This window comes from Micromonospora sp. NPDC005203 (assembly GCF_042872705.1).
In the GTDB taxonomy this organism is placed as follows: domain Bacteria; phylum Actinomycetota; class Actinomycetes; order Mycobacteriales; family Micromonosporaceae; genus Micromonospora.
Genome location: NZ_JBIAKV010000002.1, coordinates 928,546 through 944,377 on the forward strand (window position 1 = coordinate 928,546; position 15,832 = coordinate 944,377).

Annotated in this window: 12 protein-coding genes and 1 tRNA gene; 9 read left to right on the forward strand and 4 right to left on the reverse strand. The window is 71.1% G+C overall.

Annotation, left to right across the window (positions count from 1 at the left end):
• The first annotated feature begins 16 nt into the window (after positions 1–16).
• Entirely contained in the window at positions 17–382 is a 366-nt protein-coding gene (locus tag ACFYPM_RS09620; RefSeq protein WP_387193153.1) for a hypothetical protein, read from the forward strand.
• A 151-nt stretch (positions 383–533) separates the two neighbouring features.
• Here ACFYPM_RS09620 and ACFYPM_RS09625 read toward each other — a convergent pair.
• The 4 genes from ACFYPM_RS09625 to ACFYPM_RS09640 form a co-directional block, all read right to left on the reverse strand.
• Positions 534–605: transfer RNA gene (locus ACFYPM_RS09625), tRNA-Arg, on the reverse strand.
• 92 nt (positions 606–697) lie between these two features.
• Positions 698–1,393 carry a winged helix-turn-helix domain-containing protein gene (locus ACFYPM_RS09630; RefSeq protein WP_387193443.1) on the reverse strand — a complete coding sequence of 232 codons (696 nt, stop codon included), beginning with the start codon at positions 1,391–1,393 and terminating at the stop codon, positions 698–700.
• 365 nt (positions 1,394–1,758) lie between these two features.
• Complete coding sequence (locus ACFYPM_RS09635; protein WP_387193156.1) at positions 1,759–2,430, reverse strand: DUF305 domain-containing protein; 672 nt, start codon at positions 2,428–2,430, stop codon at positions 1,759–1,761.
• 8 nt (positions 2,431–2,438) lie between these two features.
• On the reverse strand, positions 2,439–3,242 hold the full coding sequence (locus ACFYPM_RS09640) for a DUF3105 domain-containing protein (RefSeq protein WP_387193159.1): 804 nt from the start codon (positions 3,240–3,242) through the stop codon (positions 2,439–2,441).
• A gap of 97 nt (positions 3,243–3,339) precedes the next feature.
• Here ACFYPM_RS09640 and argS point away from each other — a divergent pair, with 97 nt between their 5' ends.
• The 8 genes from argS to thrB all read left to right on the forward strand — a co-directional run bounded on the left by argS (position 3,340) and on the right by thrB (position 15,563).
• Positions 3,340–5,004 (forward strand): arginine--tRNA ligase, encoded by a 1,665-nt coding sequence (gene argS / locus ACFYPM_RS09645; protein WP_387193162.1) that lies wholly within the window; start codon positions 3,340–3,342, stop codon positions 5,002–5,004.
• 1 nt (position 5,005) lies between these two features.
• Positions 5,006–6,391, forward strand: coding sequence for a diaminopimelate decarboxylase (gene lysA / locus ACFYPM_RS09650; RefSeq protein ID WP_387193164.1), 1,386 nt, complete (start codon positions 5,006–5,008; stop codon positions 6,389–6,391).
• A gap of 8 nt (positions 6,392–6,399) precedes the next feature.
• Positions 6,400–7,710, forward strand: a complete 1,311-nt coding sequence (locus ACFYPM_RS09655; protein ID WP_387193446.1) for a homoserine dehydrogenase — start codon at positions 6,400–6,402, stop codon at positions 7,708–7,710.
• A 140-nt stretch (positions 7,711–7,850) separates the two neighbouring features.
• A complete protein-coding gene (gene thrC / locus ACFYPM_RS09660) occupies positions 7,851–8,900 on the forward strand; it encodes a threonine synthase (protein WP_357246418.1) in 1,050 nt (349 codons plus the stop codon).
• Between the two features lie 142 nt (positions 8,901–9,042).
• Positions 9,043–12,321 carry an efflux RND transporter permease subunit gene (locus ACFYPM_RS09665; protein WP_387193167.1) on the forward strand — a complete coding sequence of 1,093 codons (3,279 nt, stop codon included), beginning with the start codon at positions 9,043–9,045 and terminating at the stop codon, positions 12,319–12,321.
• A gap of 157 nt (positions 12,322–12,478) precedes the next feature.
• Entirely contained in the window at positions 12,479–13,297 is an 819-nt protein-coding gene (locus ACFYPM_RS09670) for a polysaccharide deacetylase family protein (protein WP_387193170.1), read from the forward strand.
• Positions 13,298–13,308: 11 nt separating this feature from the next.
• The gene (locus tag ACFYPM_RS09675) at positions 13,309–14,553 is read left to right on the forward strand and encodes an MFS transporter (protein WP_387193173.1); all 1,245 of its coding nucleotides are present in this window, start codon (positions 13,309–13,311) and stop codon (positions 14,551–14,553) included.
• Between the two features lie 65 nt (positions 14,554–14,618).
• Positions 14,619–15,563: a homoserine kinase gene (gene thrB / locus ACFYPM_RS09680; RefSeq protein WP_387193176.1), complete on the forward strand. Its 945-nt coding sequence runs from the start codon at positions 14,619–14,621 to the stop codon at positions 15,561–15,563.
• Positions 15,564–15,832 lie beyond the last annotated feature (269 nt).

Genomic DNA, 15,832 nt, shown 5'->3' on the forward strand with positions numbered 1-15,832 from the left:
TCAATGCATCGGCTCCATGCCCACCCGAACTAACCGCAATCATCAATGTATCGAACTGTTCGGCTACGGACCGGACGGCCGGTTGTTCGTGGGGGAGCGCAACAAGGAGGAATTGCCCAAGGGGACGATCAACCGGGTGTGGCGGTGGGCGCGTGCCGCCGTGTTTACGCCCGAGGTCTATGCCTCCCCGCTGGCGCGCACCCCGTACGACCTGCGGCACGCTGCCGTGTCGACACAGCTCAACGGGGGAGTGCCGCCGACTCAGGTAGCCGACTGGGCCGGGCAGTCGGTGGAGGTGCTGCTCAGGATCTACGCCAAGTGCCTAGACGGCGGTGAGGCTGCTCTCCGGCAGCGCGTCGAACGAGCGTTCGGCCACGACTGATCGAGCGCCCGAACTTTGGCACGGATATGGCACAGACGCCCGCCACGGGCCGCTGACGGCCGGACACAGCCGGACACACGAGTAAGGCCCCTGACCGGGTTTCCCCTGGTCAGGGGCCTTACTGTGCTGGTCAAAGGTTTCTTAGCAAGTGTGCCCCCGGCAGGATTCGAACCTGCGCCCCCGCCTCCGGAGGGCGGTGCTCTATCCCCTGAGCTACGGGGGCTCAGCGACTGGAGAAGACTAGCAAACCTCCTCCGCGTACGCCGAATCGGTATCGGGTGAGCCGATCGTGTCGGCGACCGGCTCACCCGGCGTTCAAGCGGCCGCGACGGCCCGCCCACAACTGGGCAGCGGGTGCAGGACGATTCGCCGGGGGAGCCGGCGTGGCCACTCGTTGCGCGGCCAGGAGCCGTCCACGATCAGGTGCACGGTGCGCTGCTCCTCGCCGCTGAGCCGCAGCACGAAGTCGCGGGGGAGCGGCGGGTCCACCGTCGGCGTGGTGATCATGAAGCGCACCCGGCCGCGGGAGGACACCGCGGAGATCACGTCGGCCGCCGGCATCGTGCCGCGCAACCGGATCCGACCGATCCAGTAGACCTCGGCGAGGTGCTCCTGGGCGGCCCTGGTGATCGCCGGGTACTCGCCGCGGACCCAGCGCTCGACCGCGCTGACGCAGAGCCCACAGGCCCGCTCGCGCGGCTCGCGCGGACCCAACCCCCAGGCCCGCAGGTACGCCCCGACCGCCCCGGTGTCCAACGGCAGGTCGAATCGGCGCTGGATGAGCGTGGTGAGGCTCTGCCTCGTCCACAACTCCTCGTCCAGGCCGAACTCGTCGGGGTGGACGCCCCGCAGTGTGTCGATCAGTTCAAGTTCCTGTTCGCGGCTGAGCATTCCCGGCTCGCTCTGCCGCTGTCCGCGACGGACGGCTGCCACCGCCCCGTCACCGCCGATGGTGTGGCGTCGGCACCAACTGGTGACCGAACGCCGTGCGTCTCTGAGTGCAACCCCCACGTCTTGGGCAACGAGCACGAATCGCAACTGGTCACGATATGTGGGTAGAAAAGTCTCGAAGCTACGTAATCGCCTGTCCCGGTCAAATCACCCACAAGGACCGAAGGTGGGCGTTCAGGGTCGTAGGTGCTGGGTTGCCCGCCGTGATCGACTCGGGTTCCTGCAAGTTGGGGCGTCCCGGTGGCGCGGACAGCCCGACTTGCTGAAGAGCGAGTCGATCAAGGCGGTGCGGAGCGAGTGGCGGGTATGTGGCCTCGGCATGGCGCGGCCCGACGGCCCGTCGATCAACGCGCGCGTCGTGAGGCGGGGCCCGCGTCCGCGCCGGTGTGCGGCGGGGCGCGGGCCCGATGTGCCCGGCGGGTCGGTCAGCCCTTGGCTGCCTGCGCCTGGAGCTGCCGGAGGTTGTTCAGTTCGGTCTGCTGGGTGTTCTTCATGATCTGTGCCACCCGCACGACCTCGTCGTTGTCGGTCTCGTCGAGCGCCGCGTCGATCATGTGGATGCCGCCCAGGTGGTGGGCGTACATCAAGGTCAGGAACTGCCGGTCGACCTCGATGCCCCGGGCGTCCCGCAGGGCGGTCATCTGCTGCGGGGTGGCCATCCCCGGCATCAGGCCGTTCTTGACGGCGGCCCCGTCGGACATCCACGACATCGGCGGTTTCGAGCCGGTCGGGCTGAGGCCCCACTCGCGCAGCCAGGTCTGCATGGCGCCGATCTCGCCCTGCTGCCCGCTGGCGATGTCGACGGCGATCTGCCGCACCTCGGGGATGGTCGCCGACCGGTACGCGATGAGGCTCATCTCCACCGCCTGCGCGTGGTGGGTCGTCATGTCCCGCGCGAAGCCGGCCTCGACCGACGCGTCACCGGGCCGGGTGAACCGCGGGGTGAGCAGGCCACCCGCGTACCCGAGGAGCAGCCCCACCACCACCATGACGGCGAGCGCCAGCACGCCGTAACGCGACGCCGGGGCCCGGCCGTCCTCGTCCGCGACGGCCGGGGTGTCGTCGTACTCGCTGTCGGTGGTGGCGGGGGCGGTCATCGGCGTCCTTACTGCTGGGGTTGCTGCTGCTGCGGAAGCTCACGCGGCGTGGTGCCGGTGGCGGTGATGCCCGTGTTGCAGAGCGCCGTCGGGCCCTCCGCGGAGGCGTTCACCCGCAGGTCCTTGATGAACTCGTCGATCCGCGAGTCGTCGGCGTTGTCGAGCTTGAGCTGGTAGCCCCAGGCCTGCAGCGAGATCGGCTTGTCCAGGCCCTCGTACGGGCTCATCAGCATCTTCTCGACGCCGCGCACCTTGCCGGCGAGCTTGTCGACCTGGTCCTGGGGCAGGTCGGGGCGGTAGGTGACCCACACCGCGCCGTGCTCCAGGCTGTGCACCGCGTGCTCGTTGGCGATCGGGGCGTCGTAGACGTCGCCCATGCAGTTCTGCCAGGCGGCGTTGTGCACGCCACCCACCGGCGGCGAGTACTTCCAGGTCAGGGGACCAGACTTGTGTGACTCGTACTTCAGGCTCTCGCCGTCGGTCTTGCGGATGTTGACGATGCCGTCGATGGCGTTGGCCCGTTTGTCCCACGGCTTGGAGCCCTGGAACGACGCCCAGGCGCCGTACCCGATGATGCCGGCCGCGAGCACGCCGACCGCGACGAAGAGCGCGATCGGCCCCCACGCGCGGCCCTGGCTCACCTTGACCGGGGTGACCGGTTTGCGCGGGCCCTTGCCGCCGGCCCGGGGGGAGCCGGCCGGCTTGCCGGAACCGGCCTTGGCGCCGGGCGCCGGCCGGCCCGCGGCCGGCTTCTTGCCGGTGCTGACCACGGTCGGGCGGCGCTCAGGGCCACCCGGGGTGCTGATGCTCATCGTGCCTCGTCAAGTCGGTCGGTCAGGGGAGTGGCGGGCCGGTAGACGCGCAGGGGAGCCGCCGAGTGCCCGAGTCTACCCCCGATAACATGGCTGGGTGACTCCTGCAGAACTAGCCTCGGTCGTCCTTGCCGCCGCCCACGCCGTCTTCGCGCAGCGTGGGCTCGACCACGCCGCGCTGCCGGCGAGCACGGTGGTGGAGCGACCGCGCAACCCCGAGCACGGCGACTACGCGTCGACGCTCGCGCTGCAGTTGAGCAAGAAGGTGGGCGTCCCGCCCCGGGAACTGGCGACGGCGCTGGCCGACGAACTGGGCCGGACGGCCGGTGTCAAATCGGTGGAAATCGCCGGGCCGGGCTTCCTGAACATCCGGCTCGACGCGGCCGCCGCCGGTCAGCTCGCCCGGGTGATCGTCGAGGCCGGCGCGGAGTACGGCCGCAGCGAGCGACTCGCCGGGGAGAAGATCAACCTGGAGTTCGTCTCGGCCAACCCAACCGGGCCGGTGCACATCGGCGGGGTCCGCTGGGCGGCCGTCGGCGACGCGTTGAGCCGGCTGCTGCGGGCCACCGGCGCCGAGGTCGGCACGGAGTACTACTTCAACGACGCGGGCTCGCAGATCGACAGGTTCGCCCGTTCGCTGCTGGCCGCCGCCAAGGGTGAGCCGGCCCCGGAGGACGGCTACGGCGGGGCGTACATCGCCGAGATCGCCGCCGAGGTGCAGGCCCGTCGGCCGGAGGTGGGGTCGCTGGACGACGACGCCGCCCAGGAGATCTTCCGGGTCGAGGGCGTCGCGCTGATGTTCGACGAGATCCGCACCTCGCTGCGCGACTTCGGGGTGGAGTTCGACACCTACTTCAACGAGAAGGACCTGCACGACCGGGGCGAGTTGGACCTGGCGTTGAACCGGCTGCGCGCGCAGGGACACCTCTACGAGTCCGAGGGCGCCACCTGGCTGCGTACCACCGACTTCGGTGACGACAAGGACCGGGTGTTGCGCAAGTCCAACGGCGAGTGGACGTACTTCGCCGCAGACTGCGCCTACTACCTGGACAAGCGCGAGCGCGGCTTCGAGCGGGTCGTGATCATGCTGGGCGCCGACCACCACGGCTACATCGGCCGGATGAAGGCGATGTCCGCCTGCTTCGGTGACGACCCGGAGCGCAACCTGGAGATCCTCATCGGGCAGCTCGTCAACCTGCTGCGTGACGGCGCGCCGATGCGGATGAGCAAGCGCGCCGGCACGGTGATCACCCTGGAGGACCTGGTCGAGGCCATCGGCGTGGACGCCTCCCGGTACGCGCTGGCCCGCTACTCCAGCGACTCCCCGATCGACATCGACATCGAGCTGTGGACCCGGGCGACCCGCGACAACCCGGTCTACTACGTGCAGTACGTCGCAGCCCGTACCGCCAGCGTGGGCCGTAACGCCGCCGACGCGGGGCTCACCCGGGGCGACGCGGACGCGTTCCGACCCGAGCTGCTCGCCAACGAGAAGGAGAACGAGCTGCTCAAGGCGCTCGCCGGGTTCCCCGCGACGGTCGCCACGGCGGCCGAGCTGCGGGGTCCGCACCGGGTGGCCCGCTACCTGGAGGACGTGGCCGGGGCCTATCACCGCTTCTACGACGAGTGCCGGATCCTGCCGCGCGGTGACGAGGAGGTCACCGACCTGCACCGCGCCCGGCTCTGGCTCAACGACGCCACCCGCACGGTGATCGCCAACGGCCTCTACCTGCTCGGCGTCTCCGCGCCCGAGAGGATGTGACATGAGGGCTCATGAGGCTGGTGCGCTGCACGCGGACATCAGCGACCGGGGGCCGGCCTGGCTGCGTACCCCGGCGGATGTCAACGCCCTCGTGCCGGCGCTGTGGCCGCGGTCGGTGACGCGTGGCGCGGACGGCGCGGTCGCCGTCGCGGGCCTCAGCGTCCGCGACATCGCGGCCGAGTTCGGCACCCCGGTGTACGTCCTCGACGAGGCCGACCTGCGCTCGCGCTGCCGCGACTTCCGAGCGGCCTTCCCCACCGAGGACGTCTACTACGCGGGCAAGGCGTTCCTCTGCCGGGCGGTGGTCCGGATGATCGCCGAGGAGGGCCTGCACCTGGACGTCTGCACCGGGGGTGAGCTGGCCACCGCGCTCTCGGCCGGGATGCCTCCGGAGCGGATCGGCTTCCACGGCAACAACAAGTCGGTAGCCGAGCTGTCCCGGGCGTTGGACGCCGGGGTGGGACGGATCATCGTCGACTCGTTCACCGAGATCGACCGGCTCACCGCGCTGGCCCGCGAGCGCGGGGTCCGGCCCCGGGTGCTGGTCCGGGTCACGGTCGGCGTGGAGGCGCACACCCACGAGTTCATCGCCACCGCCCACGAGGACCAGAAGTTCGGCTTCTCGCTGGCCGGCGGCGCCGCCGCGACCGCCGCTCTCAAGATCCTCGACGAGGGCGTCCTGGAGTTGCGGGGCCTGCACTCGCACATCGGCTCGCAGATCTTCGACGCCAGCGGCTTCGAGGTCTCGGCCCGCCGGGTGCTCGCCCTGCAGGCGCAGATCCGCGACGCACGCGCAGTGGAGTTGCCCGAGCTGGACCTGGGCGGCGGCTTCGGCATCGCGTACACCACGCAGGACGACCCGGCCACTCCGCAGGACCTGGCCAAGCGCCTGCGCAAGATCGTCGACCTGGAGTGCGCGGCGGAGAATCTGGCCGTGCCGCACCTGTCGATCGAGCCGGGGCGGGCCATCGTCGGCCCGGCCGTGTTCACCCTCTACGAGGTCGGCACGGTCAAGGAGCTCGACGGCATCCGCACGTTCGTCAGCGTCGACGGCGGGATGAGCGACAACATCCGCACGGCCCTCTACGACGCGTCCTACTCGGCGACGTTGGCCTCCCGGGCCTCTATCGCGCAGCCGTTGCTCGCCCGCGTGGTGGGAAAGCACTGTGAGTCAGGGGACATCGTGGTGAAGGATGAATTCCTGCCCGCCGACGTGCAGCCCGGAGATCTTGTCGCGGTGCCCGGCACCGGTGCGTACTGCCGGAGCATGGCCAGCAACTACAACCACGTGCCCAGGCCACCTGTGGTCGCGGTACGCGACGGCCAGGCGCGCCTGATCGTCCGGCGGGAAACCGAAGAGGACCTGCTCGCTTTGGATGTGGGATGACGTCACCTGTGCGCTTGGCGCTGCTCGGCTGTGGCACTGTCGGCCAGGAGGTGGTCCGGCTGCTGCACGAGCAGTCGGCCGACCTGGCCGCCCGGATCGGCGCTCCACTGGAGATCGCCGGCATCGCCGTCCGCCGGCTCGGCCGCGACCGCGGTGACCTGCCCGTCGACGCGGCCCTGTTCACCACCGACGCGCTCGGCCTGATCAAGCGCGACGACGTGGACGTGGTGATCGAGGTGGTCGGCGGCATCGAGCCGGCCCGGGGCTGGCTGGTCGAGGCGCTGCGGGCCGGCAAGAGCGTGGTCACCGCCAACAAGGCGCTGCTCGCCGAGGACGGGGTGGCCCTGCACGAGGCCGCGGCGGAGGGCGGCGGCGACCTCTACTACGAGGCGTCCGTTGCCGGTGCGATCCCGCTGCTGCGCCCGCTGCGCGAGTCGCTGCACGGGGACCGGATCAACCGGGTCACCGGCATCGTCAACGGCACCACCAACTTCATCCTCTCCGCGATGGACGCGACCGGCGCCGGCTTCGCCGAGGCCCTCGAAGAGGCCACCGCCCTGGGGTACGCGGAGGCCGACCCGACCGCCGACGTGGAGGGCTTCGACGCGGCGGCGAAGGCGGCCATCCTCGCCTCGCTGGCGTTCCACACCCGGGTCGGCGCGGCCGACGTGCACCGCGAGGGCATCACCGAGGTGACCGCCGCGGACATGGCCAGCGCCCAGGCGATGGGCTGCACGATCAAGCTGCTCTGCATCGCGGCCCGGGGCGTCGACGCAAGCGGCCGGGAGACCGTGAGCGTCCGGGTGCACCCGGCGATGATCCCGCGCAGCCACCCGCTGGCCAGCGTCGGTGACGCGTTCAACGCGGTCTTCGTGGAGGCGGACGCGGCCGGGCAGTTGATGTTCTACGGTCGGGGCGCCGGGGGTGCGCCGACCGCCAGTGCGGTGCTCGGTGACGTGGTCGCGGTGTGCCGCAACCGGCTGGCCGGGGTGCGCGCGGCCAGCGAGAGCGCGTACGCGGCCCTGGCGGTCCGGCCGATGGGTGAGGCGTTGACCCGCTACCACGTCAGCCTGGACGTGGCCGACCGCCCGGGTGTGCTGGCCGCCGTGGCGGGCGTGTTCGCCCGGCACGACGTCTCGATCGCGACGGTGCGGCAGGGCTCGGCGGGTGGGCCGGCGGGCCGCGACGGCGACGCCGAGCTGGTCATCGTCACCCACGTTGCGCCGGACGCCGCGCTCGCCGCGACCGTCGGCGAGTTGCGCGGTATGGACATTGTCCGGTCCGTGACCAGTGTGCTGCGGGTCGAGGGTGGCGCCTGACTCGTTGACACCATCGATGGGTGGGCTCGTGCGTCCCGACAGGTGGGTATGCCCGGGTGTGCCATCGACCACTCCGGCAGGCTGGTCCAAGGTGGCCCTGATGCTCGGGTCAGTGCGGCGGTAGAGGCGAGGAGATCGACATGTGGCGGGGTTTGATCGAGGCGTACCGGGATCGGCTGCCGGTCACCGCGGCCACGCCGGTCGTCACGCTGCACGAGGGGAACACGCCGCTGTTGCCGGCGCCGGTGCTGTCCGCCCGGATCGGTTGCGACGTGCACCTCAAGGTGGAGGGCGCCAACCCGACCGGCTCGTTCAAGGACCGGGGGATGACCCTCGCGGTGTCGAAGGCGGTCGAGGCCGGCAACAAGGCCATCATCTGCGCCTCCACCGGCAACACCAGCGCCTCCGCGGCGGCGTACGCGGCGCGGGCCGGGCTCACCTGCGCGGTCCTGGTGCCGCAGGGCAAGATCGCGTTGGGCAAGCTGGCCCAGGCGCTGGTGCACGGTGCGAAGCTGCTCCAGGTCAGTGGCAACTTCGACGACTGCCTGTCGCTCGCCGCGAAGCTGGCCCAGGACCACCCGGTCGCGCTCGTCAACTCGGTGAACATCGACCGGTTGCACGGCCAGAAGACCGCCGCCTTCGAGGTCGTCGAGGCGCTCGGTGACGCGCCCGACATCCACTGCCTGCCGGTCGGCAACGCCGGCAACATCTCCGCCTACTGGATGGGCTACGCGGAGGATCGGGCCGCCGGCGCCACCACCCGAACGCCGAAGATGTACGGCTTCCAGGCATCCGGTGCCGCCCCGATCGTGACCGGCCAGGTGGTGCCGGAGCCGTCGACGATCGCCACGGCGATCCGGATCGGCAACCCGGCGAGCTGGACCAAGGCACTGGACGCCCGGGACACCTCCGGTGGCCTGATCGCCGCGGTGACCGACCGGGAGATCCTTTCCGCGTACCGGCTGCTCGCCCGCGAGGTGGGGGTCTTCGTCGAGTTGGGCAGCGCGGCCAGCGTGGCCGGCCTGCTCCAACAGGCCGAGGCGGGCGCGGTGCCGCCCGGGTCGACGGTGGTCTGCACGGTGACCGGCCACGGCCTCAAGGACCCGGAGTGGGCGATCTCCACGGCGCCGGCGCCGCTGACCATCGCGAACGACCCGATGGCCGCCGCTCGCGCCCTCGACCTGGCCTGAGCGCGCCGCCGGCCGCCCGCTGCGGGCAGGCCGGCGGTCGGGTGGTGAGACTGCGTCGGGGGCGGCGGGGGTTCCGGTGATCGAATCCGGCACACTTTCACGTATCCCCGCCCGCAGACTCGATCAGGAGTGAACCAGGCCGATGTCGCTGCTTGCCAGATTCAGCCTCGCCAACCGAGGGCTGATCGCCCTCATCGCGGTGGTGACCACGGTGTTCGGAGTGTTCGCCGTGCCGTCGCTGAAGCAGCAACTGCTGCCGTCGCTCGAATTCCCGGCCGCGTTCATCGTGGCCCCCTACCCCGGTGCCGGCCCCGAGATCGTCGAGTCGCAGGTGACCGAGCCGATCGAGAACGCCCTCCAGGGCATTCCCGGGTTGGACAAGATCACCTCCACGTCCCGCGAGGGGTCGGCCACCGTCCAGGTGACGTACGAGTTCGGCACCGACCTGGACGACGTGGTCAACAAGATGCAGACCGCGCTGAGCCGGATCGACGCCCAGTTGCCGGAGAGCGTCGACCCCCAGGTCATCGCCGGTAGCACCGACGACCTGCCGGCGGTGGTGCTGGCCGCGGCCGGCGCGGCGGACGAGCGGGCGCTCGCCGAAAAGCTCCGGGCGACTGTGGTGCCGGAGCTGGAGGGCATCGAGGGGGTACGCACCGTCGAGGTGACCGGCACCCGCGACGACATCGTGGTGGTCACCCCGGACCCGGCGAAGCTGGCCGCGGCGCAGGTGCAGCCGACGGCGATCGGCGCGGCGCTGAAGACCAACGGCGTGGCCGTACCGGCCGGCGCGGTGACCGACGGTGGGCTGGCCCTTCCGGTGCAGGTCGGCGCGCCGATCGCCAACCTGGAGGACCTCCGCGGCATCGTCGTCACCCCGGGCGCGACGCCGGTCCGTCTCGGTGATGTGGCGACGGTCGAGCAGCAGCTCGCGCCGGCCACGGCGATCACCCGGACCAACGGCAAGGACAGCCTCGGCATCGCGGTCACCGCCGCGCCGGACGGCAACGCCGTGCAGATCTCGCACGAGATCCGGGACCGGCTCGCCGACCTGAAGGACGCCTCCGGTGCGGAGCTGACGGTCGTCTTCGACCAGGCGCCGTTCGTCGAGAAGTCGATCGAGTCGTTGACCACCGAGGGTCTGCTCGGCCTGGTGATGGCGGTCATCGTCATCCTGGTCTTCCTGCTGTCGGTGCGCTCGACGGTGGTCACCGCGGTCTCCATCCCGCTCTCCGTGCTGGTGGCGTTGATCGCACTGTGGATCGGTGACTACTCGCTCAACCTGCTCACCCTCGGCGCGTTGACAATCGCGGTCGGCCGGGTGGTGGACGACTCGATCGTGGTGTTGGAGAACATCAAACGACACCTGGAGTACGGCGAGGAGAAGCGCCACGCCATCGTCACGGGCGTCCGTGAGGTCGCGGGTGCGGTGACCGCGTCCACCCTCACCACGGTGGCGGTGTTCGCGCCGATCGCGTTGGTCGGCGGATTCGTGGGGCAGCTCTTCGCGCCGTTCGCGATCACCGTGACGGTGGCGCTGCTCGCCTCGCTGCTGGTGTCGCTGACCGTGATCCCGGTGCTGGCGTACTGGTTCCTGAAGCCGCGTGGCGGCACCGCGGACGACGAGGCGGTGCGGCGTGGCGCGGAGGAGAAGGAGCTGCGCAGCCCGTTGCAGCGGGCGTACCTGCCGGTGGTCGGGTTCGCCACCCGCAAGCGGTCGACCCGGTGGATCACCGTCGGGCTCGGCCTGCTGGTGCTCTTCGGCACCTTCGGTCTGGCCCAGAAGCTGGAGACCAACTTCCTGGACGACTCCGGCCAGGACACCCTCAACATGAGCCAGGAGCTGCCGGCCGGAAGTGGCCTGGCGGCCACCGACGCGGCGGCCAGGCAGGTCGAGTCGGTGCTGTCGGCCACCAAGGGCGTCGAGACGTACCAGGTGACCGCCGGCGGTGGCGACAACCCGTGGGCGGGTGGCGGCGGCAACAACGTCGCCAGCTGGTCGTTGGCGCTCGACGGTGACACCGACGCGAAGCAGATGCGGGAGGTGTTGCGCAAGGAGTTCGACAAGCTCGGCGCCGGTGTGGGCGAGATCAGCTTCGGTGGCGGGCAGGAGGCGTCGACCAGCCAGCTGGAGGTGGTCGTCCAGGCCAGCGACCCGGAGGTGCTGACCCGGGCCGCCGAGGAGGCCCGGTCGGCGATGGCCGGTGTCCCGGACGTCGAGGATGTCTCCACCAGCCTGGCCGACCGGGTGCCGCGGGTCGATGTGACCGTCGACCGGGTCGCCGCCGGCCGGGCCGGACTCACCGAGGCCGCCGTGGGGCAGCTCGTGTCGCAGGCGTTCCGGGGAGCGCCGCTGGGTCAGGTCTCGCTCGACGGCCAGCAGCAGAACGTGGTGCTGCGGCTGGGTACGCGTCCGCCGATGTCGGTGGAGGAGCTGCGGGCGCTGCCGGTGGGGTCGGTCAAGTTGGACGACATCGCGGACGTCACCCAGGGCGAGGGGCCGCAGCAGGTCACCCGGATCGACGGTGAGCGCAGCGTGTCGGTGACCGGTGCGGCGACCGGCTCGAACCTGGGCGCGACGAGCAAGGAGCTGCAGAAGCGGCTGGACGCCATCGACGTGCCGGGCGCGAGCTTCACGATCGGTGGCGTCAGCGCGGATCAGGCGGATGCCTTCGGTGACCTGGGCCTGGCGGTGCTGGTGGCGATCGCGATCGTCTTCCTGATCATGGTGGCGACGTTCCGCAGCCTCACCCAGGCGCTGATCCTGCTGATCTCCATCCCGTTCGCGTCGACCGGCGCGATCGGTCTGCTGCTGGTCACCGGGACGCCACTCGGCGTGCCGGCGCTGATCGGCGTGCTGATGCTCGTCGGCATCGTGGTGACCAACGCGATCGTGTTGCTCGATCTGATCAACCAGTACCGGGCGCAGGGAATGGGCGTTCGGGAGGCGGTGGTCGAGGGCGGCCGGCGTCGACTGCGTCCGATTCTGATGACCGCGGTGGCGACCATCTTCGCGCTGCTGCCGATGGCGTTCGGGCTGACCGGTGAGGGCGGGTTCATCTCGCAGCCGCTGGCGGTGGTGGTGATCGGCGGTCTGCTCAGCTCCACACTGCTCACCCTGATCCTGGTGCCGACGCTCTACACGATGGTGGAGCACACCAAGGAGTCGCTGCGGGACCGACGCGACCGGCGGCGCGCCGGCAGGTCGGAGATGACCGCGGCGGAGACCGAGGAGGTGTCGTCCCCGAACCAGGTGGCGGTGCCGAGCGGCGCACCTGCCTCGGCCGCGGCCGAGGGTGCGCAGCCGGCCGGGCGAGCCGCGCCGTCGGCCGCGCTGGTCGAGGGTACGGACCAGTTCGAGGTGCTGCGCCTGCCCCGTAGCCGTACCTCGCCGCTGCCTCCGTCGGAGTCGACCGAGTAGGTCGGACCGCGACTCGGAACGCCCCCGGCAGGGTTCTGCCGGGGGCGTTCCAGCGTCGGTCGACCGAAACACTCCGATCCGATCGGAGCCGCACCTTGTGTAACTTCTTGCGTACTCTTCGTAGATGGATGGGTGCGGGTGACGCAAGGGTGGGCGGATGGCCGACGGTACGCGAGGGTGGGGGCGGCGCGATCTGTTGCGTCGTGGCCTGCTGGTGGTCGGCGGGGTGGTCATCGGCGCCGGGGCGTCCGAGGCGTGGCAGAGCACCCATCGCCGGCTGCCGATCGCCGGCGGCCCCGCCAGCGCCACACTCGGAAACGGCCAGCAGGATGTTGGCGGCGGCGCGCTTGAGGTCTTCTGGTCAGGAAGGACCAGTCAGCGTCTGGTGGCCCTCACCTTCGACGACGGCCCGGCTCCACAGTGGACGCCGATGGTGCTCGACACCCTGGCCCGGCACCAGGTTCCGGCCACGTTCTTCATGGTCGGCGCGCAGGTCCGCCGGCACGCCGACGTCGTCCGCGACCGGCTCGCGGGGCACGAGGTGGGCAACCACAGCTGGGACCACCGGGACCTGGCCGAGCTGGACGCCGCCGAGGCGTACGACGACCTGCGCCGGAGCCACGACGCTATCGCCGACGTGACCGGGACGCAGCCCCGGCTGCTCCGCCCACCGTACGGTCACCTGGGCGGGGCGGTGCTGCACGCGGCGGCGCGGCTGGACTACCGGCTGGTGCTCTGGTCGCTGCAGATGGTGGAGCGCGAGTTTCCCGACGACCCGGCGGGCCACGCCCGGCGGATCGTGGCTGAGGTCCGACCGGGAACGATCGTGCTCGGCCACGATGTGGGTGCCCATCGGCGACTGGTCGCGCTCCGCGGCCTGACCGACATGATCAATGGACTGCGGTCGCTTGGTTACACCTTCGTCACGGTTTCGGCGCTGCTGACAGCGAGCGTGACCCCGACCCCGACCAGGTAAGGTGCCGCTGCGTGGCGTCCACCCTCTCGGTCCTGACCGGCAACCGGAGCTTTCGCAATCTCTTCCTGGCCGAACTGGTGGTCTTCGGCGCCGACTGGTTCGTCATGGTGCCGCTGCTGGTGCTGTTACCGCAGCTGACCGGCAGCGGGGTCTGGGGCGCGCTGGTGTTGGCGGTGGACACCGGCATCGTGGCCCTGCTGCTGCCGTACACCGGCACGATCGCCGACCGCTTCGACCGCCGGAAGATCATGATTGCGGCCAACGTGGCCGCGCTGGCCGGCGTGTTGCTGCTGCTCGGCGTGCGCGGCGCCGCCACGGCGTGGCTGGCTCTCGTCGCGATCGGGGTGGTCGCGGTGGCCAAGGCGTTCTATTCGCCGGCCGCGCAGGCCGCGCTGCCCAACGTGCTGGAGCCGCACGAGCTGGCCGCCGGCAACGCGGTCGCCGGCTCGGCCTGGGGCACCATGACCGTCGTCGGTGCCTCGCTCGGTGGCGTCCTCAGCACCGCTGCCGGCCCGTACGTCTGCTTCTGGGTGGCAGCGGTGGGCCTGGCGCTTGCCGCGGCCCTCGCCACCCGGATCCGCCGGCCGTTGCAGGCGCCACGAGACGCCGACCTGCCGGCCCAGCGGACCTGGGCCGCCGTTCGCGAGGCGCTCGGCTACATCGGTAAACGCCCCCGGGTGCTCGCGCTGGTCACGGTGAAGTCGGCGGTGGGCCTGGGCAACGGCGTGCTGACCGTGTTCCCGTTGCTGGCCGGCGTGTACGGCGTCGGCCCGCTCGGCGCCGGCCTGCTCTTCGCGGTGCGTGGGGCCGGTGCGTTGGTGGGGCCGATCCTGATGCGTCGGGTGCTCACCAACCGGGCGTGGTTGCTGCCCGGGCTCGCGCTGTCGATGTCGCTCTACGGGCTGTCCTATCTGGGTACGTCGGTGGTGCGTTGGTTCCCGTTGGTGCTGCTGCTGGTCTTCGTGGCGCACTTCGCCGGCGGCAGCAACTGGGTAATGTCGAACTTCGCCCTGCAGGGCGAGGTTCCGGACCGGTTGCGTGGGCGTGTCTTCGCCACCGACATGATGCTCGCGACGCTGGCGATCTCGGTGAGTCAGCTGGCGGTGGCCCTGGTCGTGGACGTGGTGGACGAACGGGTCGTGCTCGCCGGCTGCGGGCTGATCACCCTCGTGTACGCGGTCGGGTGGCGGATCGCCACCCGCCGACTCACGCTCAGCGATCCGGTCGCGGAGCCGGTCCCTGACCCGGCCGGCTGAATCTGCCCGATCCCAGGCTGCGGGCAGCGGACCGGTTCGTCGGTGCCGAGCCCTAGCATGAGCGCGTGCCGACGAACCTTACCGCCGGGCCGGTCCGTGTCCGGGTCCCCGCGACCAGCGCCAACCTGGGTCCGGGCTTCGACGCGTTGGGTCTCGCCCTCGGGCTCTACGACGACGTGTCCGCCGAGGTCGCGCCGGGCGGGGTCCGGGTGACGGTGACCGGGCAGGGTGCCGGTGAGCTGCCGGACGACGACCGGCACCTGGTGGTGCGGGCCATGCGAGCCGTGTTCGACGTGCTCGACGCCCACCCCGAGGGCCTGAGCGTGGAGTGCGTCAACCGGATCCCGCAGGCGCGCGGGCTGGGCTCCTCGTCCGCCGCGATCGTCGCCGGGGTGCTGCTGGCCCGTGCCCTGGTCACCGACGGGGAGCACCGGCTGGACGACGGGGCCGCGCTCCGGCTGGCCGCCGAGATCGAGGGCCATCCCGACAACGTCGCACCGTGCCTGCTCGGCGGCTTCACGGTGGCCTGGTCCGAGCCGACGGGCGCGCGGGCGGTGTCCCTGCCGGTCGCGGACGGGGTGCTGCCCACCGTCTTCGTCCCGGCGGAGCGCGGGTTGACCGCTGCCGCGCGGGCCGCGTTGCCGGCCACCGTGCCGCACGGCGACGCCGCGTTGACCGCGGGGCGGGCGGCTCTGCTGGTGCACGCGCTCACCGCCGACCCGGGGCTGCTGCTGCCGGCGACCGTCGACCGACTCCACCAGGACTACCGCGCATCCGCGATGCCAGGCACATCGGCGCTGGTCAGAGCGTTGCGAGCGGCTGGTGTGGCAGCCGTGGTCAGTGGGGCCGGCCCCACCGTGCTGACGTTCAGCGAGCCTCCGGAGGGCTTCCCGGCGGGAACAGACTGGGAAATCTGGCAGTTACCGATAGACGTCAGCGGTGCGCGGGTTGCTCGGGGTAGACTGGGACACGCCGAGCGGGACCCTGTTGCCGCAGGTCGGAAGAGTTGATTACGCTCTAGACCTAGCACAGCCGCGAAGCACGCGATCTCCTGCGAGGCGGCGCACCCCGAAGCTCTCGGCGGTCAGCCCGTCACACCCCTGCCAAAGGCCCACGCCGCACCGCAGATTCCACAGGTCGCCGCAGACGGCGAGACCTGCTCACCGACGTTGGTGAGTCGGGATACCGACCGGCTGCTGTGTCACAGACTCCCGCGACGCGTCCTTGCGAGGCGGGTGCACCGAGGCCGCCCGGCCACCTTAGTTCCGACTCCGGGCAG

What these genes read in the sequence shown, in the direction of transcription:
- ACFYPM_RS09670 (WP_387193170.1), top strand. Translation starts at nt 12,479, where the DNA reads ATGGCCGACGGTACGCGAGGGTGGGGGCGGCGCGATCTGTTGCGTCGT.
- ACFYPM_RS09640 (WP_387193159.1), bottom strand. Translation starts at nt 3,242, where the DNA reads ATGAGCATCAGCACCCCGGGTGGCCCTGAGCGCCGCCCGACCGTGGTC.
- thrC (WP_357246418.1), top strand. Translation starts at nt 7,851, where the DNA reads ATGTGGCGGGGTTTGATCGAGGCGTACCGGGATCGGCTGCCGGTCACC.
- ACFYPM_RS09620 (WP_387193153.1), top strand. Translation starts at nt 17, where the DNA reads ATGCCCACCCGAACTAACCGCAATCATCAATGTATCGAACTGTTCGGC.
- lysA (WP_387193164.1), top strand. Translation starts at nt 5,006, where the DNA reads ATGAGGGCTCATGAGGCTGGTGCGCTGCACGCGGACATCAGCGACCGG.
- ACFYPM_RS09635 (WP_387193156.1), bottom strand. Translation starts at nt 2,430, where the DNA reads ATGACCGCCCCCGCCACCACCGACAGCGAGTACGACGACACCCCGGCC.
- ACFYPM_RS09665 (WP_387193167.1), top strand. Translation starts at nt 9,043, where the DNA reads ATGTCGCTGCTTGCCAGATTCAGCCTCGCCAACCGAGGGCTGATCGCC.